This window comes from Paraburkholderia sp. 40, from assembly GCF_050434105.1.
Taxonomy (GTDB): Bacteria; Pseudomonadota; Gammaproteobacteria; order Burkholderiales; family Burkholderiaceae; genus Paraburkholderia; species Paraburkholderia tuberum.
The window spans coordinates 465,142-481,379 of the sequence record NZ_JBNPVY010000002.1; the positions used below are offsets into that span (position 1 = coordinate 465,142).

The 16,238-nt window shown below is 60.3% G+C and carries 16 protein-coding genes and 1 pseudogene; 14 read left to right on the forward strand and 3 right to left on the reverse strand.

Annotation, left to right across the window (positions count from 1 at the left end; all coding sequences use genetic code 11):
- Positions 1-8 precede the first annotated feature (8 nt).
- The 3 genes from OKW28_RS03370 to OKW28_RS03380 all read left to right on the forward strand — a co-directional run bounded on the left by OKW28_RS03370 (position 9) and on the right by OKW28_RS03380 (position 2,990).
- A complete protein-coding gene (locus tag OKW28_RS03370) occupies positions 9-863 on the forward strand; it encodes a class I SAM-dependent methyltransferase (RefSeq protein WP_429443782.1) in 855 nt (284 codons plus the stop codon).
- Entirely contained in the window at positions 860-1,696 is an 837-nt protein-coding gene (locus OKW28_RS03375; RefSeq protein WP_429443783.1) for an MFS transporter, read from the forward strand. The genes OKW28_RS03370 and OKW28_RS03375 overlap by 4 nt, the downstream gene beginning before the upstream one ends.
- Positions 1,697-2,417: 721 nt before the next feature.
- Positions 2,418-2,990, forward strand: coding sequence for a hypothetical protein (locus OKW28_RS03380; RefSeq protein ID WP_429443784.1), 573 nt, complete (start codon positions 2,418-2,420; stop codon positions 2,988-2,990).
- Positions 2,991-3,773: 783 nt separating this feature from the next.
- Here OKW28_RS03380 and OKW28_RS03385 read toward each other — a convergent pair.
- Positions 3,774-4,295 carry a group II intron maturase-specific domain-containing protein gene (locus OKW28_RS03385; RefSeq protein WP_429443785.1) on the reverse strand — a complete coding sequence of 174 codons (522 nt, stop codon included), beginning with the start codon at positions 4,293-4,295 and terminating at the stop codon, positions 3,774-3,776.
- Positions 4,296-4,317: 22 nt separating this feature from the next.
- On the reverse strand, positions 4,318-4,542 hold the full coding sequence (locus OKW28_RS03390) for a hypothetical protein (RefSeq protein WP_429443786.1): 225 nt from the start codon (positions 4,540-4,542) through the stop codon (positions 4,318-4,320).
- A gap of 106 nt (positions 4,543-4,648) precedes the next feature.
- Between OKW28_RS03390 and OKW28_RS03395 the strand changes: the two genes are divergently transcribed.
- From OKW28_RS03395 to tnpC, 3 genes and pseudogenes are all read left to right on the forward strand, one after another.
- Positions 4,649-5,212, forward strand: a complete 564-nt coding sequence (locus tag OKW28_RS03395; protein WP_429442848.1) for a transposase — start codon at positions 4,649-4,651, stop codon at positions 5,210-5,212.
- Positions 5,188-5,544 carry an IS66 family insertion sequence element accessory protein TnpB gene (gene tnpB, locus OKW28_RS03400; protein WP_090812713.1) on the forward strand — a complete coding sequence of 119 codons (357 nt, stop codon included), beginning with the start codon at positions 5,188-5,190 and terminating at the stop codon, positions 5,542-5,544. Before OKW28_RS03395 ends, tnpB begins: the two co-directional genes overlap by 25 nt.
- Positions 5,545-5,574: 30 nt before the next feature.
- Positions 5,575-7,157, forward strand: a pseudogene (gene tnpC / locus OKW28_RS03405) (IS66 family transposase).
- Positions 7,158-7,211: 54 nt separating this feature from the next.
- On the opposite strand, the gene OKW28_RS03410 reads toward tnpC, so the two are convergent.
- A complete protein-coding gene (locus OKW28_RS03410; protein WP_429443787.1) occupies positions 7,212-7,754 on the reverse strand; it encodes a hypothetical protein in 543 nt (180 codons plus the stop codon).
- Positions 7,755-8,828: 1,074 nt separating this feature from the next.
- Between OKW28_RS03410 and OKW28_RS03415 the strand changes: the two genes are divergently transcribed.
- From OKW28_RS03415 to dhaL, 8 genes are all read left to right on the forward strand, one after another.
- The gene (locus OKW28_RS03415) at positions 8,829-9,848 is read left to right on the forward strand and encodes a LacI family DNA-binding transcriptional regulator (RefSeq protein WP_429443788.1); all 1,020 of its coding nucleotides are present in this window, start codon (positions 8,829-8,831) and stop codon (positions 9,846-9,848) included.
- Between the two features lie 114 nt (positions 9,849-9,962).
- Complete coding sequence (locus OKW28_RS03420) at positions 9,963-11,294, forward strand: ABC transporter substrate-binding protein (RefSeq protein ID WP_429443789.1); 1,332 nt, start codon at positions 9,963-9,965, stop codon at positions 11,292-11,294.
- Between the two features lie 66 nt (positions 11,295-11,360).
- Positions 11,361-12,317 (forward strand): carbohydrate ABC transporter permease, encoded by a 957-nt coding sequence (locus tag OKW28_RS03425; protein WP_429443790.1) that lies wholly within the window; start codon positions 11,361-11,363, stop codon positions 12,315-12,317.
- On the forward strand, positions 12,314-13,267 hold the full coding sequence (locus tag OKW28_RS03430) for a carbohydrate ABC transporter permease (RefSeq protein WP_429443791.1): 954 nt from the start codon (positions 12,314-12,316) through the stop codon (positions 13,265-13,267). Before OKW28_RS03425 ends, OKW28_RS03430 begins: the two co-directional genes overlap by 4 nt.
- Positions 13,264-13,458, forward strand: coding sequence for a hypothetical protein (locus OKW28_RS03435; protein WP_429443792.1), 195 nt, complete (start codon positions 13,264-13,266; stop codon positions 13,456-13,458). Before OKW28_RS03430 ends, OKW28_RS03435 begins: the two co-directional genes overlap by 4 nt.
- A gap of 4 nt (positions 13,459-13,462) precedes the next feature.
- Positions 13,463-14,566, forward strand: a complete 1,104-nt coding sequence (locus OKW28_RS03440; RefSeq protein ID WP_429443793.1) for an ABC transporter ATP-binding protein — start codon at positions 13,463-13,465, stop codon at positions 14,564-14,566.
- Positions 14,559-15,596 (forward strand): ABC transporter ATP-binding protein, encoded by a 1,038-nt coding sequence (locus OKW28_RS03445; RefSeq protein WP_429443794.1) that lies wholly within the window; start codon positions 14,559-14,561, stop codon positions 15,594-15,596. The genes OKW28_RS03440 and OKW28_RS03445 overlap by 8 nt, the downstream gene beginning before the upstream one ends.
- Positions 15,593-16,225: a dihydroxyacetone kinase subunit DhaL gene (gene dhaL, locus OKW28_RS03450; protein ID WP_429443795.1), complete on the forward strand. Its 633-nt coding sequence runs from the start codon at positions 15,593-15,595 to the stop codon at positions 16,223-16,225. Before OKW28_RS03445 ends, dhaL begins: the two co-directional genes overlap by 4 nt.
- Positions 16,226-16,238: the final 13 nt, after the last annotated feature.

Sequence of the window (16,238 nt, forward strand, 5' to 3'; positions counted from 1 at the left end):
ACCTCGCAATGAACGATGTGCTTGATGGCGTGCGCGATCACTATCGCGCGACCGGCCTGACCGAGCGGCTGAAAGCCGCACTCGCAGTCCTTGGACGGGAGGATCAGCTGCTCACACCGCAGCAACTGGACGCCCTCGACCAGTTTCACACCCGTGGGCTCGCTGCCACCGCCGAGCTTGCCCAATTGGCCGGGATCACTGCCGTCACGTCGGTGCTGGACGTCGGTTCGGGCATCGGCGGGCCGGCCCGTGTTCTGGCTTCAACCCGTGGCTGCCGGGTTACGGGTATTGACCTCAGTGAACCGTTCGTGGATGCCGCGCGCTATCTCACCCAGCGCACTGGGCAGAGCGAACAGGTGTCGTTTCGTACCGCCAGCGCGCTGGAACTTCCCTTCGAAGACAGCCGTTTTGATGTCGTGTTGCTGCAGCATGTGGCGATGAACATCGCCGATCGCGCGCGGCTTTACCGAGAGATCCGGCGTGTCCTGAAGCCGGGCGGCAAATTTGCGACGTTCGACGTCGTCGCAAACGGCAGCAAACTGCACTATCCGGTTCCGTGGGCGCGAACCCCGGCCACAAGCTTTCTCCTGACGGCCGATGCAACACACGAAGCAATCGAGAAAGCAGGTTTCCGCACGCTGGCATGGCAAGACGACACCGAGGCCGCAAAGGCCTGGATCATCCAACGGCGTGCGTCAGGGCCGCCGCCCTCGCCAAATCTCAGCGTGGTGCTGGGGCCAGACTTCGCGCAACTTTTCACCAACTTGGGACGCAATCTCATGGAAGGCCGACTCGGCATTCTCACTGCGGTATTCGAGGCCGCCTCCACGAAGACCCGGAATCACATGGAGAACCGCTCATGATCACCGCCCCTGTTCCTGTTGGTACCGTCCCGCCGCGTCCCGCTTGGCGCGGCCTGTTTTGGATCGCACCGCTGACGGTCCTGTGGACTGGCTTGATCTACTGGCTGCCGATAATCCCGGCTAGCGGCGTTCCAACCACCGCACACCAGCTGACGGTCCATGCAGTTATCGCGGTCGGTTTATGGCTCGGCCTCGAAAGCACCGACCTGACGCCGGGCCAACGCCGCACGACCTGGCTTGCGGTCACGATTCCATACACACTTTGGTTCGCTGTCGCCTGGAGCGCGGCCATCAATGGCGTCTTCCGCACCGGCACGTCGCCGTCACCGGTGCCGTTGCTGCCGTTGGCGATCTTTCTACCGGTGCTGATCGGTGCGCCACTGTTGCTGTTGTCGAGGCGGACGGGTCAGGTGCTCGATGCGATGCCGGTAACCTGGCTCGTTGCCATTCAGCTCTATCGCGTATTCGGCAGTTGGGCGCTCGCTGCCTCGCTGCGTGGGGAGATGCCCAGTGTGTTCGCTTTGCCGGCGGGAATCGGCGATGTGCTGACCGGCGTGTTCGCAGTACCGGCGGCAATCGCCGTCGCGACCGGCACGGCCGAGGGTCGGAAAGCGGCAATCATCTGGAACATCTTCGGCCTCGCGGATTTCGCCATTGCAGTCACTATGGGGCTGATCACTTCGCCGGGTCCGTTCCGGCTAATCGTTCCGAATGTGCCAAGCATCGGTGCCGCCGCTTATCCGGATGTGTTGACCCCGGCATTCGTTGTGCCAAGCTCGATCCTGCTGCACGCGCTGTCGCTGCGCCAACTGTTCCGACGATCCGCCGGCTGATCTCGTTCCTGCTCCTTATCGAGGATCCTGCCCCGTCTGCGAAAGGCACTCCATTCCGCACGATCAAGGTCGGCCTGTAGACGCGATTGAGCCCTTACTCTAGTTTGTCCCGTTCATGCACCTTCTGGAGGAAGAGGCTGCAACAGACAAACTCAGCCTGCAGTCAGCGTGAGAAGTCGCCTTTACCGATCACTCGTCGTCCGACGCGACCCGACGAATGGCCGCTGCAATTGCGAACTGCCGTTCAAGCACCCTCGACCCGGCCGGCAGCAGTGGGTCGGCTACGGAAGTTGGCGGCGATGCTGCGGCGCAACCGCAGCAACACAGGTCGACCGTCCGGGTCCGGCCAACTGCGGCCGTTGGCTAGCGCTTTCAGGCGGACATTCGAGCGTCGGCTTTCCTCCCTGACAGCGGACTCTCACGCTGCGAACCTATCTGGCGAGTCGTCGGCCTCGGGACAAACTCTTGCGTTCTTTTGAGACACTCGGGGTGCCTAACTTGAAATGCGTCTCGTGGCCGCCTACGATACCGACAACAGATTCCAAGCGAATTCTCGCGAAAGCCGAGCGGTTTTTGGGCGGATTCCGGGGCGTAACCGGCGTCGGGGCAAATTGGCGCGACTTATTAAAATGATCAGCAATCGTTTCAATAAACTCTGGCGCTCTCGTGCGCCGTATCGACGGAGAGTCTAGTCGTGGTCCTTGGAGGCACGGAGGCGAAAATGCGCAGGCTGTTACTCCTGGTTGGACTGTTGGTGACTTTCGTGTCCGGAGGATCGGCAACAGCTGCAGACTCCGGCCCTTACCTGGTTGGGCATTGGAAGCTGGCTGATACGTTTACGGAGTCTAAAGTACCGCCAGTAGTGACTGATAATACCGAGTTCGTTTTCCTCAATCCCACGCCATTAACTCTGACGCTCGAATATGCTTTTTTTGATTCGGCGGGGACTTTTTGTGGTTGCGACCGCGATACGCTCGCGCCAAATGGGCGTACTCGGTACACCATGTTAGCGGAGCTGAATGGCGGGCAGTTTTCTCAAGCGCTGTGCCCGAGCAAGACGAACCAGACCGACGGAGTGATGAAGACCATAGTCTTTACGAAAGCGGACGGGGGTGATGTTGATGTTGGCGATGCAGTAGAGGCGGGTTACCAAATCGACTTGTTTAACGGCGGAAGAACGGAATCCGATTTAAAGGCTGTTTTGCTGAATCCGCACACAAAGGCTGAAATCAATTCGATTCACAAGCAGTGCAACACGTTCATCACCAGCACAAGTTCATCAAAAAAGAAATAATTGACCGCAATAAAACGGCTGCGGCTTTCCCTGCCTTTCGCGCGGGATCGCAGCCGCTCGCAGTCTGTCTCGCCGGCTACGAGTCGGCGATGACGTTGGACCGTTCGAACGTCGGCTTCTATGGGGACTTGTTTGTCAAGCCGTTTTGATCACATGAAGGGCTTGGATCTCATGGTGGCGCCTGTAGGTTGTTGAGTGCGTGAAGCCTTGACGTGACATGGCTGTGCCATGGTGGTCCGAGGTCGGGGTGTGACGAGCGTTCGAGCCAGTGCCCGAACGAACTTCTATCCGTGCAGGGCGCCAACACCCTGCACCTCATGCAGCATGCGCGCAAGGCGCGCTGGCAAACCCCGGTTATGGGCGCGCCCCATCTCTGCGGGACGGTCACGGGGGCCGTGACCCGCCGACGTTCGCGACGCGCGCAATAGGAGTAACGGCGACAGCACTTGCCGGGCCAGCACATAGGCATCTATGACCGCTGGTATCCAGTAAGCTGCCGTTGAGGTGGCGCAGGTTCCAACGGCGGCAGTGGGTCGACTTGCGACGATCATCCGCTGCGGGCCGGCAAGCGATTCTCAATTCAGCTATCGGACCGGGTTCGGTAGAGTCGAGATGTGACGCGGTGGCGTTAGGCTGGGTTTGTCTGTTGCCGCCTCTTTCGTCTGGCGGTGCCCGAATAACCTCACCGTTGCTCCGTTTTCACACCCCGCTCATCGAACCGGACATGCAGATTTCCCGCATCACGGCTCTCGGACAAGACATCACGCCTTCGTACACGGCAAGTTACAGCCAAGGGCCCGTCAGGCGTACGAGACCGAAGTGCCCGTAGAGGTGCTGGAGTGGATAGCTCCCGCCCCGGCGACGCCTGACCTTATGCTTGTTCCGTAACCACCGGCGCAACCGCGCAGCGGTATAGCTGTCGAGCGCCCGGTACGCGCGTCTGAACGTCCCTACCTTAAAGTAGTTCGCCCAGCCGCGTAGCATGCGATTCAACTTGCCAACCAGCTCCGTGGTGTCCAGCCACGTCATAGAAGCGGCGGTCAGCGCATGAACCTTCTCAACCATGCGCCGGATACTCTTCTTCGACGGACGCATGCCCATGCGGGCCTGACCAGTCGTCGCTGAGTACATCCGCCCAAACGTGTAACCCAGGAAATCGAATTCCCCTTCCGGAACCGCACAAAGTTGTGTCTTCTCCTCGTTGACCGTCAGCTTCAGCTTGCTCATGATCTCGCGCAGTCGAGACAACGCTTCTTCAGCTTTGCCTCGCTTGCACAGGATCACCAGATCGTCCGCGTAGGTCACGATTCGACTGCCAAGACTTCGCTCAAGCCCCGAGCTTCTTCCATGCCAACACAAACCGGCGCATGTAGATATTCGCCAGCAGTGGTGAGATGGGTGAGCCTTGCGGAATGCCGCGCCTGCTGTCCTTGGCCTCGGTCGTACGTGTCTTCCGGCCTCGGTGATCGGTTTCTTCAACGGAGCACTCCAACCACATCCTGATCAGATGCAGCACGCGCCGATCCACGATGCGTCGCGCGAGCGACAACATCAAATCGGCGTGGGGAATACTTCCGTAAGCGATCCATTTTCGGCGTCTAGCCGCTGGGGACAGGAGCGAGGAGCATAGGTGTCCACCTATCCGGAGGTGGACACCTATGGCTGACAAAGATCCAGAGTTAAGAGTAGTTCGACGCAGCAGCGACGGTCGCCGTCGTTACGACGATAAAGGCAAGCGTGCGCTCGTTGAGGAAGCGCTGCGTTCTGGCGTGTCGGTTGCCCGCCTGGCGCAGGAGCACGGGATCAACGCCAACCTGCTACGCAAGTGGATCACGAAGTACCTTCTGGAGCGCGAGAAAGGCATCTCGCCGGCATCGCAGGATGATGCTACCGGCGAACAGGAACGTCCGCATGCCCCGGAGGAAATCGTACTGGAGGGCGCGCTCGCGGTGATTGATGGCGCGCCCATTGACATCCCGGGTTCGCGCAAACGCTCCCCACCTGTCGCCTCGCCCACGGCATTCGTGCCTGTCGTTGCAGCACCACCAGCACTGCCAACCGCACCGCCGTCACCATCGCCATCGCCATCGCTGACGCTCGCACTGCATGTGCGACTGTCCAACGGCGTCGAGTTTGATCTCGGCGAGGCGAGCATCGACGAACTGACCACCGTGGTCCAGATGCTGGGGAGGATGCCGTGTTCCGGTTCGACGAAGGCCTGAAGGTCTACCTGCATCGGGAACCCGTCGACTTCCGGTATGGCATGAACAGCCTGTCGATTCTCGTGGAGCAGGCCATGCATTTGAACCCGATGGATTCCTCGCTCTATGTGTTTACCAACCGGAGATGCGATCGCATCAAGATCCTGGGCTGGCAGGGCAACGGTTTCTGGCTCATGCTCAAGAGACTCGAGGCAAACGATCGCTTCGTGTGGCCTGACAGCGCGAACCGGGTCGCGACACTGAGCGTCGAGCAGTTGCACTGGCTTATCGAGGGCATCGACATTGCCGCAGTCCAGCGACATCCCAGTCGAAATTATGCACGCGTGAGCTGAACACGTCACCGGCGTGCCGGTCTAAGCGGTATGCCGATCAACGTGATCATCGACGCCGACGAACTCAAGGCACTGCTCGCGATGCGAGAGGCCTATGGTTCGCTTCAGCGCGATCATGAGGAGGTTCGCAGCGCACTGCGCCTCGTGACAGCTGAGCGCGATCTCGCCGAGGAACGACTGCGCGCTTACCGTCGCGAACTGTTTGGCGCGAAAAGCGAAGCGCGCGCCTCGGACCAGTTCGGCCTGTTCAACGAAGCCGAAGCGCTCGGCGCGAACGCCACTCCCGCGCAGGAAGATACCCCCGGAACCGAGGTCGCGGCCCACAAGCGCAAGAAGCGCGGCCACCGCAAGCCTCTCGATCCCAATCTGCCGCGTGATGTCGTGCGACACGAACTCCCTGAGGCAGAGCGCTTCTGCGATCACGACGGACACGCGCTCGTCGAGATCGGCGTCGAGATCAGTGAGCAGCTCAATGTCATTCCCGAGCAGTTGCGAGTCACCCAGCATCAGCGTATCAAGTACGCCTGCCCATGTTGCGATCTCGGCATCAAGGTTACGCCGGCACCGCCCCGTATCATCCCGCGTGGGCTGCTGAGTGAATCGGCGCTCGCGTGGATCGCCACCGGCAAGTACCAGTTCGGCATGCCGCTCTATCGCCAGGCCGGTCTGCTGCGTCGCTTCGGCGGCGACATCTCGTCGAACACGATTGCCGCGAGCATGGTCCGCGTCGGTCTTGCGACGCAACCCGTCATCAACCTGATGCGCGATGCGCTGCTCGATGCCGAACTGATCTACGGCGACGAGACGACGTTCCAGGTCCTGAAGGAGCAAGGGCGAAAGCCGCAAACGAAAAGCTATCTGTGGGCGCAGATGACCGGTTCGGGCATCCCCATCCGTTGCTTCACCTATACGCCAGGTCGTGGCGCCAGGCTGGCTGACAGGCTGTTTGCCGGTGTCCGTAAAGGTGCCGCCCTGATGACCGATGGATACGAACCCTACAACGGCATCGCTGAACAGTACCAGCTCGTGCACCTCGGATGCTGGACGCACGCAAGACGGTACTTTGTGAAGGCGGAAGACAATGTCCCCAAAGCAGCGCGCCCGCCCGATCTGCTCGCGACACGCTTCATCAGCCTGATCGGAAAACTGTTCGCGGCCGAAGCGCGAAGCCAGACGTGGACGGCTGGGCGACGACAGCGATTGCGACGACGATACAGCGCGTGCGTACTCGATGTTATCGAAAAGCTGATGCTTGAGCACTCGCCTGGCGTCGTGCCCAACAGTCTGCTCGGCAAGGCGCTGACCTATCTGCACGGGCAGTGGGGCCGAAGCTGATCCGTTACGTTGAAGACGGCAACTGGCCCATATCGAACAACCCTTGCGAAAATTCCATTCGCCCGTTCTGCCTGGGACGCCGCGGCTGGTTGTTTGCTGACACCGTCGATGGCGCAAACGCGAGCGCCAATCTCTACTCACTGGTCGAAACCTGCAAGGCGAACAGCATTGATCCGTATCGCTATCTCACCTGGCTATTACAGCGTCTCCCGCTGGCACAGACCGTCGACGACTACGACGCGCTCTTGCCCTGGAAGATGCCCATCGATCTCCGCTGACTGAGCCCTGTAACACATCTCATGAGAACCGCGCCCTTACTCTGAGGGGTGTCGTCAATGGATCGCGTACATACTTCCGAAGTAGTCCGCGAGGTCGGCGTCTACGACGTCCGTTTGCCCTCTATGCAGCCGCTCTTCCACCTCGATCACCGCTTGCTGGGCATTTCGCCCCGGGCGGTAAGCGTACTGCTCTGGTGGGAGGTCAGCTTCGAAGATCGGTTCGAGCACCAGCATCGCTGCTGTCATGCACACCCGATCTCGCAAGGTCGAGATGCCCAGTGGCCTCAGCTTGCCATTGGCCTTCGGGATAAACACTCGTCTGATAGGGTCCGGCCGGTAAGTCTCCTGCCTGAGCGCAAGCGCCAGTTCGCCAAGCCATTTCTGCACCCCATACGCTTCGACCTCCGTGAAGTCTTGCCGATCGACACCCGGGGCGCCCCTGTTCGAGCGGCACTGGGCGTACGCATGCGCCAGCACATCCTCACGATAGATCTTGTCGTACAGAGCATAGAAGCGGTACCCGGCTTCTGCCTTCGCTTTCGCGTGTAACGCCATCTGCAGCTTCTGAACACTGATCGGAGTTGATAGGTTTCCCAATCTCCAGGTCCCTCACTACGTGTTGCGTTTGTCTTGAACTGAGGCCCCTTTCCTCCACCGGCATTACCCGGCTTCAGCGGTACTACGGGCCTCTCCGTCACCCCAAGGCGCCCGGCCTGTCCCTCACGGGCGTCCGGTTGGTCATCCCTGACCACGCCAGGGGGCTTCCCGTGTTGCGTGCGCTTCCCTTGTGTGCATGCTGTCGCCACTACCCCGGCGCAGCGACTGGATGTCCTGCCTGCTCATTCACCCAGCCGTATCAGCCTTCCCCGTAATGGCAGTCGGGTCGGCCTGCGCATCGACCTTTTCGAGGCTTGCTCGGCGTTCACACGTGTTACGGCCTGCACACTCGCGCTGTCACCGTAATTTGTGACACGCTACACCGAAGGCTTCAGCCATTTCGTTACCTCCATAGCTGCTCCGGTTGCTTCCGGCTGGAGCGGTTGCCGGGTGGGGCTTACACCCACTGGGAAAACGCCGCCTTTACACGGCGCACGCCACTTACGGCCGTTCTCACTCGGTTCACGCACGTCCGTTCACGAGGGATCAGCGGCCCGTCGGCCCAGCAAATACATGGATGAGTTTGGCTATCTGTTGGACCGTGCCGGTGCCTGACAACCAGCGACTGATGGGTGCGGATTCTCGGCTACGCGTCAATGGTGACGACGACCCTCCATCGATATCCGCATCGCGGCACGTCTTTAGCGATCCACGCGCTGCGCCGAATGCGAGCGATCACGCGACATCGCTTTGATCGCGGTCACCGACTTGCCCGCTACGAAGCTCACGTGCACGGCGCACGAAATGGCCACAACTCCAAATAAGGCACCAATCGCGTCCCGCACAGTGTTCCCCGTATTCGATGCAAGGCGGTTGTCCCAGTACATCTTTCTTCGTGCAACGCACCATCCTCTGATTTAGGCAATTCATGCATTCAGGCGCGCACGCTCAAACGCGATTCATTCATGCTGTCAAAAATGATGCGTTTAACGTCGCAAAAAAACTTGCATTTCCCGCGGAAAAAACTACCTTGATTGAATAAAACAGCTTCTGGCTCGGCACCGGAGGAGACACATGCCGGCTACACGTATGATGATTGCGCGTCGTGCGGGCGTTAGCGTGGCCACGGTCGATCGTGTGCTGCGCGACGACCTGGCTGTGCGTCCGGAAACGGCAGAGCGCGTCCATCTCGCGCTGGCGGCCCTGCGCGACAACCGCGCCAGTCGCGGTCGCCCTGCCAAGATCAACACGTATCGCGTGGCCTTCGTTCTACCTCAGGTCAATTCGCGCTTCCTCGACCACGTCGAGCGCGATATCGCACTATCCGCGAGCTTCTTTCGCGAGCACCGCATCATTCCGTCGTTCTACCGCTGCGATTTCTCCACACATCGCGACACTATTGCTTTCGCCGAGCAGGCGATCGACTACGACGCACTTGTTCTTGTGCCGCTCGACTACCCCGCGGTCGAACGCCTCATTGAAGATACGAGCGATGCGGGCGTGCCCGTTGTCACAGTGTTCTCCGATTTGCCTGCAAGTCGCCGCGCTGCGTATGTCGGGGTCGATAACCGGATTGCCGGACGCACCGCGGGAGTTTTGATGGGCCGTTTTCTCGGCGCACGACTCGGTACGGTGGCGGTTCTATCGGGCTCGTCGCGCCTGCACGATCAACTGGAACGCCGCACCGGCTTTTCGCAGGTGCTGGAAGAGGACTTTCGCAACCTGCGCTGGATTGCCGAACCGGACTTCGCCGAAGACGACGACGGCGCAGGCCTCGCCGTGCAAGGCCTCCTTGCGCGTCACCCGGATCTGGTCGGCGTTTATGCGACCGGTGGCGGCATCTCCGGCATCGCGACGGCATTGCAGGAATCCGGCGACAAAGCTCGCCTCGTACTGATCGGCCATGAATGCACCGCGGAGACTCGCGCGCAGTTGTCCGAGCGTGCGATCGACGTGATCCTCGATCAGGATGTGCGCGGCATCGTTCACTGGGCGGGCCTCGTTGCCATCAATTTTCTTAACGACGTGCGTGGCGCGCTCGCCATCCCAACGCCGGAAACCAGGATTTACCTTCGTGAGAATGCGCATGCCTGAAGCTCGCGGCACGTGGATTGCAGTCTGAGTCCGCTGGAGCCGAAACACAGCACCCGGCGCATGGGCGCTGTTCCATAGCAGGTTGGAGACCCGAAAAAGACAAGGAGAAGACAAATGTTACGTCTTACGTCAGCAAGGGTAATAGGGGCGGCCACCATATCGTTGGGACTCGGCATGGCAACGGGCGCGCAAGCACAGGGCAAGCAGTTGACGTTATGTTGGGCGGCATGGGACCCGGCTAATGCTCTCGTCGAACTGTCGAAGGATTTCACGAGCAAAACCGGCATCAAGATGAAGTTCGAGTTCGTGCCCTGGACAAGTTACGCCGATCGCTTTATCAACGAACTTAATTCGCACGGCAAACTATGTGACCTGATCATCGGCGACAGCCAGTGGATTGGTGGCGCAGCGGTCAACGGGCACTACGTCAAGCTCAACGATTTCTTCGCAAAGAACAAGATATCGATGAACGACTTCGTGCCGGCGACCGTCGTGGGTTATGCGGAGTGGCCAAAGAATACGCCTAACTACTGGGCGTTGCCCGCCATGGCGGATGCGGTCGGCTGGACATATCGCAAGGACTGGTTCGCGCGTCCTGAGTTACGCGCCGAGTTCAAGCAGAAATATAAACGCGAACTCGAACCGCCAACCACGTTGGACGAACTCAAGCAAACTGCGGAGTTCTTTCAGGGCCGCAAGATCGATGGCAAGACCGTATACGGTGCCTATATCTTTACAGAGCGCGGTTCTGAAGGCATCACGATGGGGGTGACCAATGCGCTTTACAACTTCGGCTTCGAATATGACGACCCCAAGAAACCCTATCACCTGGATGGCTTCGTCAACTCGCCGGGCGCGGTCAAGGGGCTGGAGTATTACAAGGCGCTTTACAAGTGCTGCACGGCGCCCGGCATGACCAACGCGTACATGCAGGAAGGATTGGACGCCTTCAAGTCTGGCCAGGTGGCGATGCAGATGAACTGGTTTGCATTCTTCCCAGGACTCTACAAAGACCCGAACGTCGGCGGCGACAAGATTGGTTTCTTCGTCAATCCGCGTGAATCGAAGCAGTACACGCAGCTTGGCGGACAGGGCATTTCCGTCGTTTCTTATTCGGATCATAAGGACGACGCACTCGAGTACATCAAATGGTTCGCGCAGCCGGATGTTCAGAAGAAATGGTGGCAGCTGGGCGGCTATTCGGCGGCGAAGTCGGTGGTGGATGCGCCCGACTTTCCGACGAGCGCACCTTTTGCGCCGGCATTCCTGAAGTCGATGTCGATCGTGAAAGACTTCTGGGCTGAACCCGCCTATGCAGAACTGCTGCTCGACATGCAAAAGCGCGTGCATGATTATGTGGTGGCCGATAAGGGCACGGCCAAGGAGGCGCTGGATCTGCTGGTCAAAGACTGGAACAAGGTCTTCAAGGCCGAAGGCAAGAATTAGCGTGTATCGAGGACTGGACCGGAGGCCCCTGCACGGATGCCGCCGGTCCGATTAAAGGAGCCACGCATGTTGGCAAACAAGCCTTTTTCGTCGGCGCGGCTGGAGTCGCGGGCGTCGGCGCGTGCGCGCACACGTCTGGCCGGGTTATCGGACAGAGCCATTGCGTGGCTGTTCATCCTTCCAACAATCCTGCTGCTGCTCGCGATCAACATTTTTCCGTTGATCTGGGCGTTACGTCTGTCGTTCACGAACTTCAAGTCGAATATGCCGAGTGTACCGGCGCGCTTTGTCGGTATCGACAACTACGTCGACATTCTCACCGACGAAGACATCTGGTACGCGATGCAGGTGACGGCGCGTTTCGTGTTCTGGTCGGTCGGGCTCGAGGTTCTACTGGGTTTCGGCCTCGCGTTGCTGATCAACCGACAGTTTCGCGGTCATAGCTTCTGGACCACGCTGATCCTGCTGCCGATGATGCTGTCACCGGCAGTCGTGGGCAACTTCTGGACCTTTCTGCTGCAACCGCAAACGGGCCTCTTCAACGATATCGTCGGCTTCTTCACCGGCATTGCGCCCGGTTCATTCCAGATGATCGGCGACGTGTCGCTCGCGCCGTGGACCATCGTGATGGTCGATACGTGGATGTGGACCCCCTATGTGATGCTCATCTGCCTCGCGGGCCTGCGGTCGATTCCCGACTACATCTACGAAGCGGCTGAGGTGGATCGCGCCACACCGTGGCGGCAGTTCTGGTCGATCACATTGCCAATGACCTTGCCGTTCCTGATGCTCGCCGTGCTGTTTCGCGGCATCGAGAACTTCAAGATGTTCGACATGGTGAACCTGCTGACTTCGGGCGGCCCGGGTTCGGTGACTGAAACCGTGTCAATCACATTGAAGCGTGCCGCTTTCGAGAAATGGCAGACGGGCTACTCTTCGGCGCTGGCCATCATCCTGTTCGTGGCGGTGTTCGGTGCGGCGAACATCTACGTCAAGGCACTCAACCGGGTGAAACAGCGATGAGACCGATTACGACCCAACATTCAGTGGTGGCGTCGTCGCCACGCGGCAAGCGCTTCGCTGCGGCGATTGTCATCACTTACTCGCTGCTTGCAACTTTGCCGATGGTATGGATCTTCCTGACGAGTTTCAAAACGCAGGAAGACGCGATTGCCTATCCGCCTGTCGTGCTGTTTCAGCCGTCGATGGAAGGCTATGTGAACCTGTTCACGATCCGTTCGCGGCAGACGCCCGAGTTCATCGCCAGTCTGCCGCCCGCGCAGACCTGGTATGAGCGCGATGTGCGCAAGCGCAACATGGTGATCGCCGGGCCCTCGAAGGTCTTGCCGCGGTTCGTGAATTCGCTCGTGATCGGTTTCGGTTCGACCTTTCTCGCAGTATTTCTCGGCACGCTGGCGGCTTATGCGTTCTCGCGTTTCAAGGTGCCGCTCGCCGACGACCTGCTGTTCTTCATCCTGTCGACGCGCATGATGCCGCCGATCGCGGTCGCCATTCCGATCTACCTGATGTATCGGGCACTGGGCTTGAGCGACAGCTATGTCGGCATGATCGTGCTGTATACGGCGGTGAATGTGTCGCTGGCGGTATGGCTGCTGAAGGGGTTCATGGACGAGATTCCGCGCGAATACGAGGAGGCGGCGCTCGTCGACGGGTACACCCGCCTGCAGGCTTTCGTCAAAGTGGTGCTGCCGCAGGCGATCACCGGCATCGCCGCCACTGCGATTTTCTGCCTGATCTTCGCGTGGAACGAGTACGCATTCGCGTCACTGCTTACAAGCGGCGATGCGCAGACCATGCCGCCGTTCATTCCGTTCATCATCGGCGAAGGCGGGCAGGATTGGCCGGCCGTCGCGGCGGCGACGACGCTTTTCGTGCTGCCTATCCTTATCTTCACTGTGGTGCTACGCAAACATTTGTTGCGCGGCATCACCTTCGGAGCGGTGCGCAAATGAAGCAAGACTCCGTTTTGCCGCAAGGACATTATCTGCGCCGTGGCCACAGCGAAGCGGTGTCGACTGCACTGATTGGTCTCGGCATGGCGATGCTAGTGCAGCCGTTTTCGCTGACGTTGTTCACATGGTCGTTTCCGGTCATCCTGGTAGGCGCGCTCGCGTTCGTCGTGACCAGCCATTTCCCGGACTGACACCATGTCCACGATCGTTCTTGCCAACCTTCACAAGCGCTTCGACGACTTCGTCGCGGTGCGCGACACCAGTCTGACGATTGGCGCCGGGCGCTTTGTCGTGTTGCTCGGTCCATCGGGTTGCGGCAAGACCACCACGCTGCGGATGATTGCCGGCCTCGAGTTGCCGACCTCCGGCCAGATTTTGATAGACGGTGAGGACGTGACGGCATTGCGCGCACGTCAACGCGATATCGCGTTCGTCTTCCAGATGTTCGCGCTATATCCCCATATGACGGTGCGCAATAACATCGCCTTTCCGCTGAAGAACGAGCATGTGTCGCGCAAGGAGATCGCGGCACGAGTGGATGCGGCCGCGCACATGCTGCGTATCGAGAACATTCTCGATCGCAAGACCGGTGGGCTGTCTGGCGGCGATCGGCAGCGCGTGGCGCTGGGCCGCGCGATCGTGCGGCAGCCGAAGGCGTTTCTGATGGATGAACCACTCGGCACGCTCGATGCGGATTTCCGCGAGCTGATGTGTCTCGAGTTGCGTAAGCTGCATAACGCGCTTGCCGCCACGACCGTCTATGTTACGCACGATCAGAGCGAAGCGATGGCGATGGCCGACGACATCGTCGTGATGAACAAGGGTGAGTTGCTGCAAACCGGTCCGCCGCAAGAGATCTATCACTTTCCGGCGACGGTGTTCGTCGGCAACTTCATCGGCAGTCCGCCGATGAATTTCCTGCCAGTCGATGGCGGTGTGGACGCGGGCCACGAAGAAGTCCGCCTGCACGGCGCACAGGTCCCGGTGCCGCGCTGCGAAGCCCCCGCTGAACGCGTGCTGCTGGGCATTCGTCCCGAGCATGTGGCGATCGATCAGCACGGCCCGCTGCGCGGCAAGGTCATTGCCGATGAATATCTCGGTTCGCATCAGGTGCTGGTGGTCGAGACCGCGCTGGGCGTGGTGAGGGTGCGAGTGGGAAAAGACGATGGCCTGCCGGCCGGATCACCGGTCGGCTTGTCGTTTCGCAAGGAACGCACGCTGCTGTACGACGCGCAGAGCGGCCGGCTGCTGCTGGGCGCCGCTCACGCGATTCCTGCACACGGAGAAGCCCATGGCTGAAATCCAGCTGCGCAATGTGTCGAAACGATTTGGCGATATCGTCGCGGTCGACGATATTTCGATCGATGTGATGGACGGCGAGTTCGTGGTGCTGCTCGGGCCAAGCGGCGCAGGCAAGACCACGACGCTGCGTCTGATCGCCGGGCTGGAGCGGCCGGATGCGGGCGACGTGCTGATCGACGGTGCAATTGCGACCGGCGTGCATCCGTCCGATCGCGACGTCGCGTTTATTTTCCAGCAATATTCGCTGTATCCGCATCTGACCGTGTTCGGCAACCTGGCGTTTCCGTTGCGCTCGCCAAGAAGGCGCAGCAGCGAGGCGGACGTGCGTGCGCGGGTTCACGCGGTCGCGGAGATGCTGCACATGGAATCAAAGCTCGACAACATGGCGACGCATCTGTCCGGCGGCGAAATGCAGCGCGTGGCGATAGGGCGCGCGCTCGTGCGGCAACCCAAGGTGTTTCTGATGGACGAGCCGCTGTCGTCGCTCGATGCGAAGCTGCGTGAAGAGCTGCGCATCGAACTTAAGCGCCTGCATCGCACGATCGGCGCGACGATCATCTACGTCACGCACGATCAGGTCGAAGCGACCACGCTCGCGGATCGCATCGGCATTCTTGACCATGGGCGTCTCGTGCAGCTCGGCACGCCGCGCGAGGTGTATGGCAATCCGGTGTCGCTGAGCGCCGCGCAGCGGCTCGGCTCTCCGCCGATCAACCTGCTGCCCCCCATGCTGTTCAATTCGGCTCACATGCCGGCGGGAACGGCGACTGTCGCGATCCGCCCCGAGGATATCGTGCTGCATGACCCTGATATGGGCGATGCGCGTGGCGTACAGGACGCACTTGATCTGACGGTGCTCGAATATTCGCCGCTGCGCCATCTGCTGATTCTCGATCGCGCGGGAACCGCCGTCGTGGCAACGACCGTTGCGGAGCGCAATTTTTCGCCGGGGCAATCGGTCGGCGTGTTGCTGCCGGCGCGCAGCCTTTTATATTTCCGTGCCGATGGCAGGAGGATCCCGACATGAACGGCAAAACGGTCATGGCGTGCATCGACGCTGCCTATGCGGCGTTGAAGGAGCATACCGACGAGATCGCGTCACTCGACCAGCAGATCGGCGATGGCGATCACATCTTCAATCTGCTGCGCGGCATGGAAGCCCTGCTTGCGGTGCGCGCGGAGATCGAGGCCGAAGCATTTGGCCCCGCGCTCGATGTCGCGGCTTCCAAGGTGCTGTCGACGGTGGGCGGATCGTCCGGGCCTTTATTCTTCTCGTTGCTGAACGGCATGGCGAAAGCGTCCGTGAGCAATGCAATGGATGTGGCCGGCTTCGCCCACATCTTCGCGGCGGGCGTCGAGGCCGTCGGGCAACGCGGCAAGACCGGCGTCGGCAGCAAGACTATGATGGACGTGCTGATTCCGGTTGCGAAGCGCTTCGAGGAACTTGCCGCAGAAAGCGCCTCGGCGGGCGTGGTGCTCGACACGCTGCCGCAAGTCGCCGAGCAAAATATGCTTGCGACCCGCGACATGTTGGCGACCAAGGGACGGGCGTCGTTTCTCGGCGAGCGTTCGCGCGGACATATCGATCCCGGCGCGCGCTCCAGCCAGATCATGATTGCTTCGGTATGCGCGCGGCTCGCGCAACCCAACGGATAAAGGAGCAGGAGAC

What these genes read in the sequence shown, in the direction of transcription:
- OKW28_RS03445 (WP_429443794.1), top strand. Translation starts at nt 14,559, where the DNA reads ATGGCTGAAATCCAGCTGCGCAATGTGTCGAAACGATTTGGCGATATC.
- OKW28_RS03425 (WP_429443790.1), top strand. Translation starts at nt 11,361, where the DNA reads ATGTTGGCAAACAAGCCTTTTTCGTCGGCGCGGCTGGAGTCGCGGGCG.
- OKW28_RS03370 (WP_429443782.1), top strand. Translation starts at nt 9, where the DNA reads ATGAACGATGTGCTTGATGGCGTGCGCGATCACTATCGCGCGACCGGC.
- OKW28_RS03380 (WP_429443784.1), top strand. Translation starts at nt 2,418, where the DNA reads ATGCGCAGGCTGTTACTCCTGGTTGGACTGTTGGTGACTTTCGTGTCC.
- OKW28_RS03420 (WP_429443789.1), top strand. Translation starts at nt 9,963, where the DNA reads ATGTTACGTCTTACGTCAGCAAGGGTAATAGGGGCGGCCACCATATCG.
- OKW28_RS03430 (WP_429443791.1), top strand. Translation starts at nt 12,314, where the DNA reads ATGAGACCGATTACGACCCAACATTCAGTGGTGGCGTCGTCGCCACGC.
- OKW28_RS03435 (WP_429443792.1), top strand. Translation starts at nt 13,264, where the DNA reads ATGAAGCAAGACTCCGTTTTGCCGCAAGGACATTATCTGCGCCGTGGC.
- OKW28_RS03375 (WP_429443783.1), top strand. Translation starts at nt 860, where the DNA reads ATGATCACCGCCCCTGTTCCTGTTGGTACCGTCCCGCCGCGTCCCGCT.
- OKW28_RS03395 (WP_429442848.1), top strand. Translation starts at nt 4,649, where the DNA reads ATGGCTGACAAAGATCCAGAGTTAAGAGTAGTTCGACGCAGCAGCGAC.
- OKW28_RS03390 (WP_429443786.1), bottom strand. Translation starts at nt 4,542, where the DNA reads ATGTTGTCGCTCGCGCGACGCATCGTGGATCGGCGCGTGCTGCATCTG.
- dhaL (WP_429443795.1), top strand. Translation starts at nt 15,593, where the DNA reads ATGAACGGCAAAACGGTCATGGCGTGCATCGACGCTGCCTATGCGGCG.
- OKW28_RS03415 (WP_429443788.1), top strand. Translation starts at nt 8,829, where the DNA reads ATGCCGGCTACACGTATGATGATTGCGCGTCGTGCGGGCGTTAGCGTG.
- OKW28_RS03440 (WP_429443793.1), top strand. Translation starts at nt 13,463, where the DNA reads ATGTCCACGATCGTTCTTGCCAACCTTCACAAGCGCTTCGACGACTTC.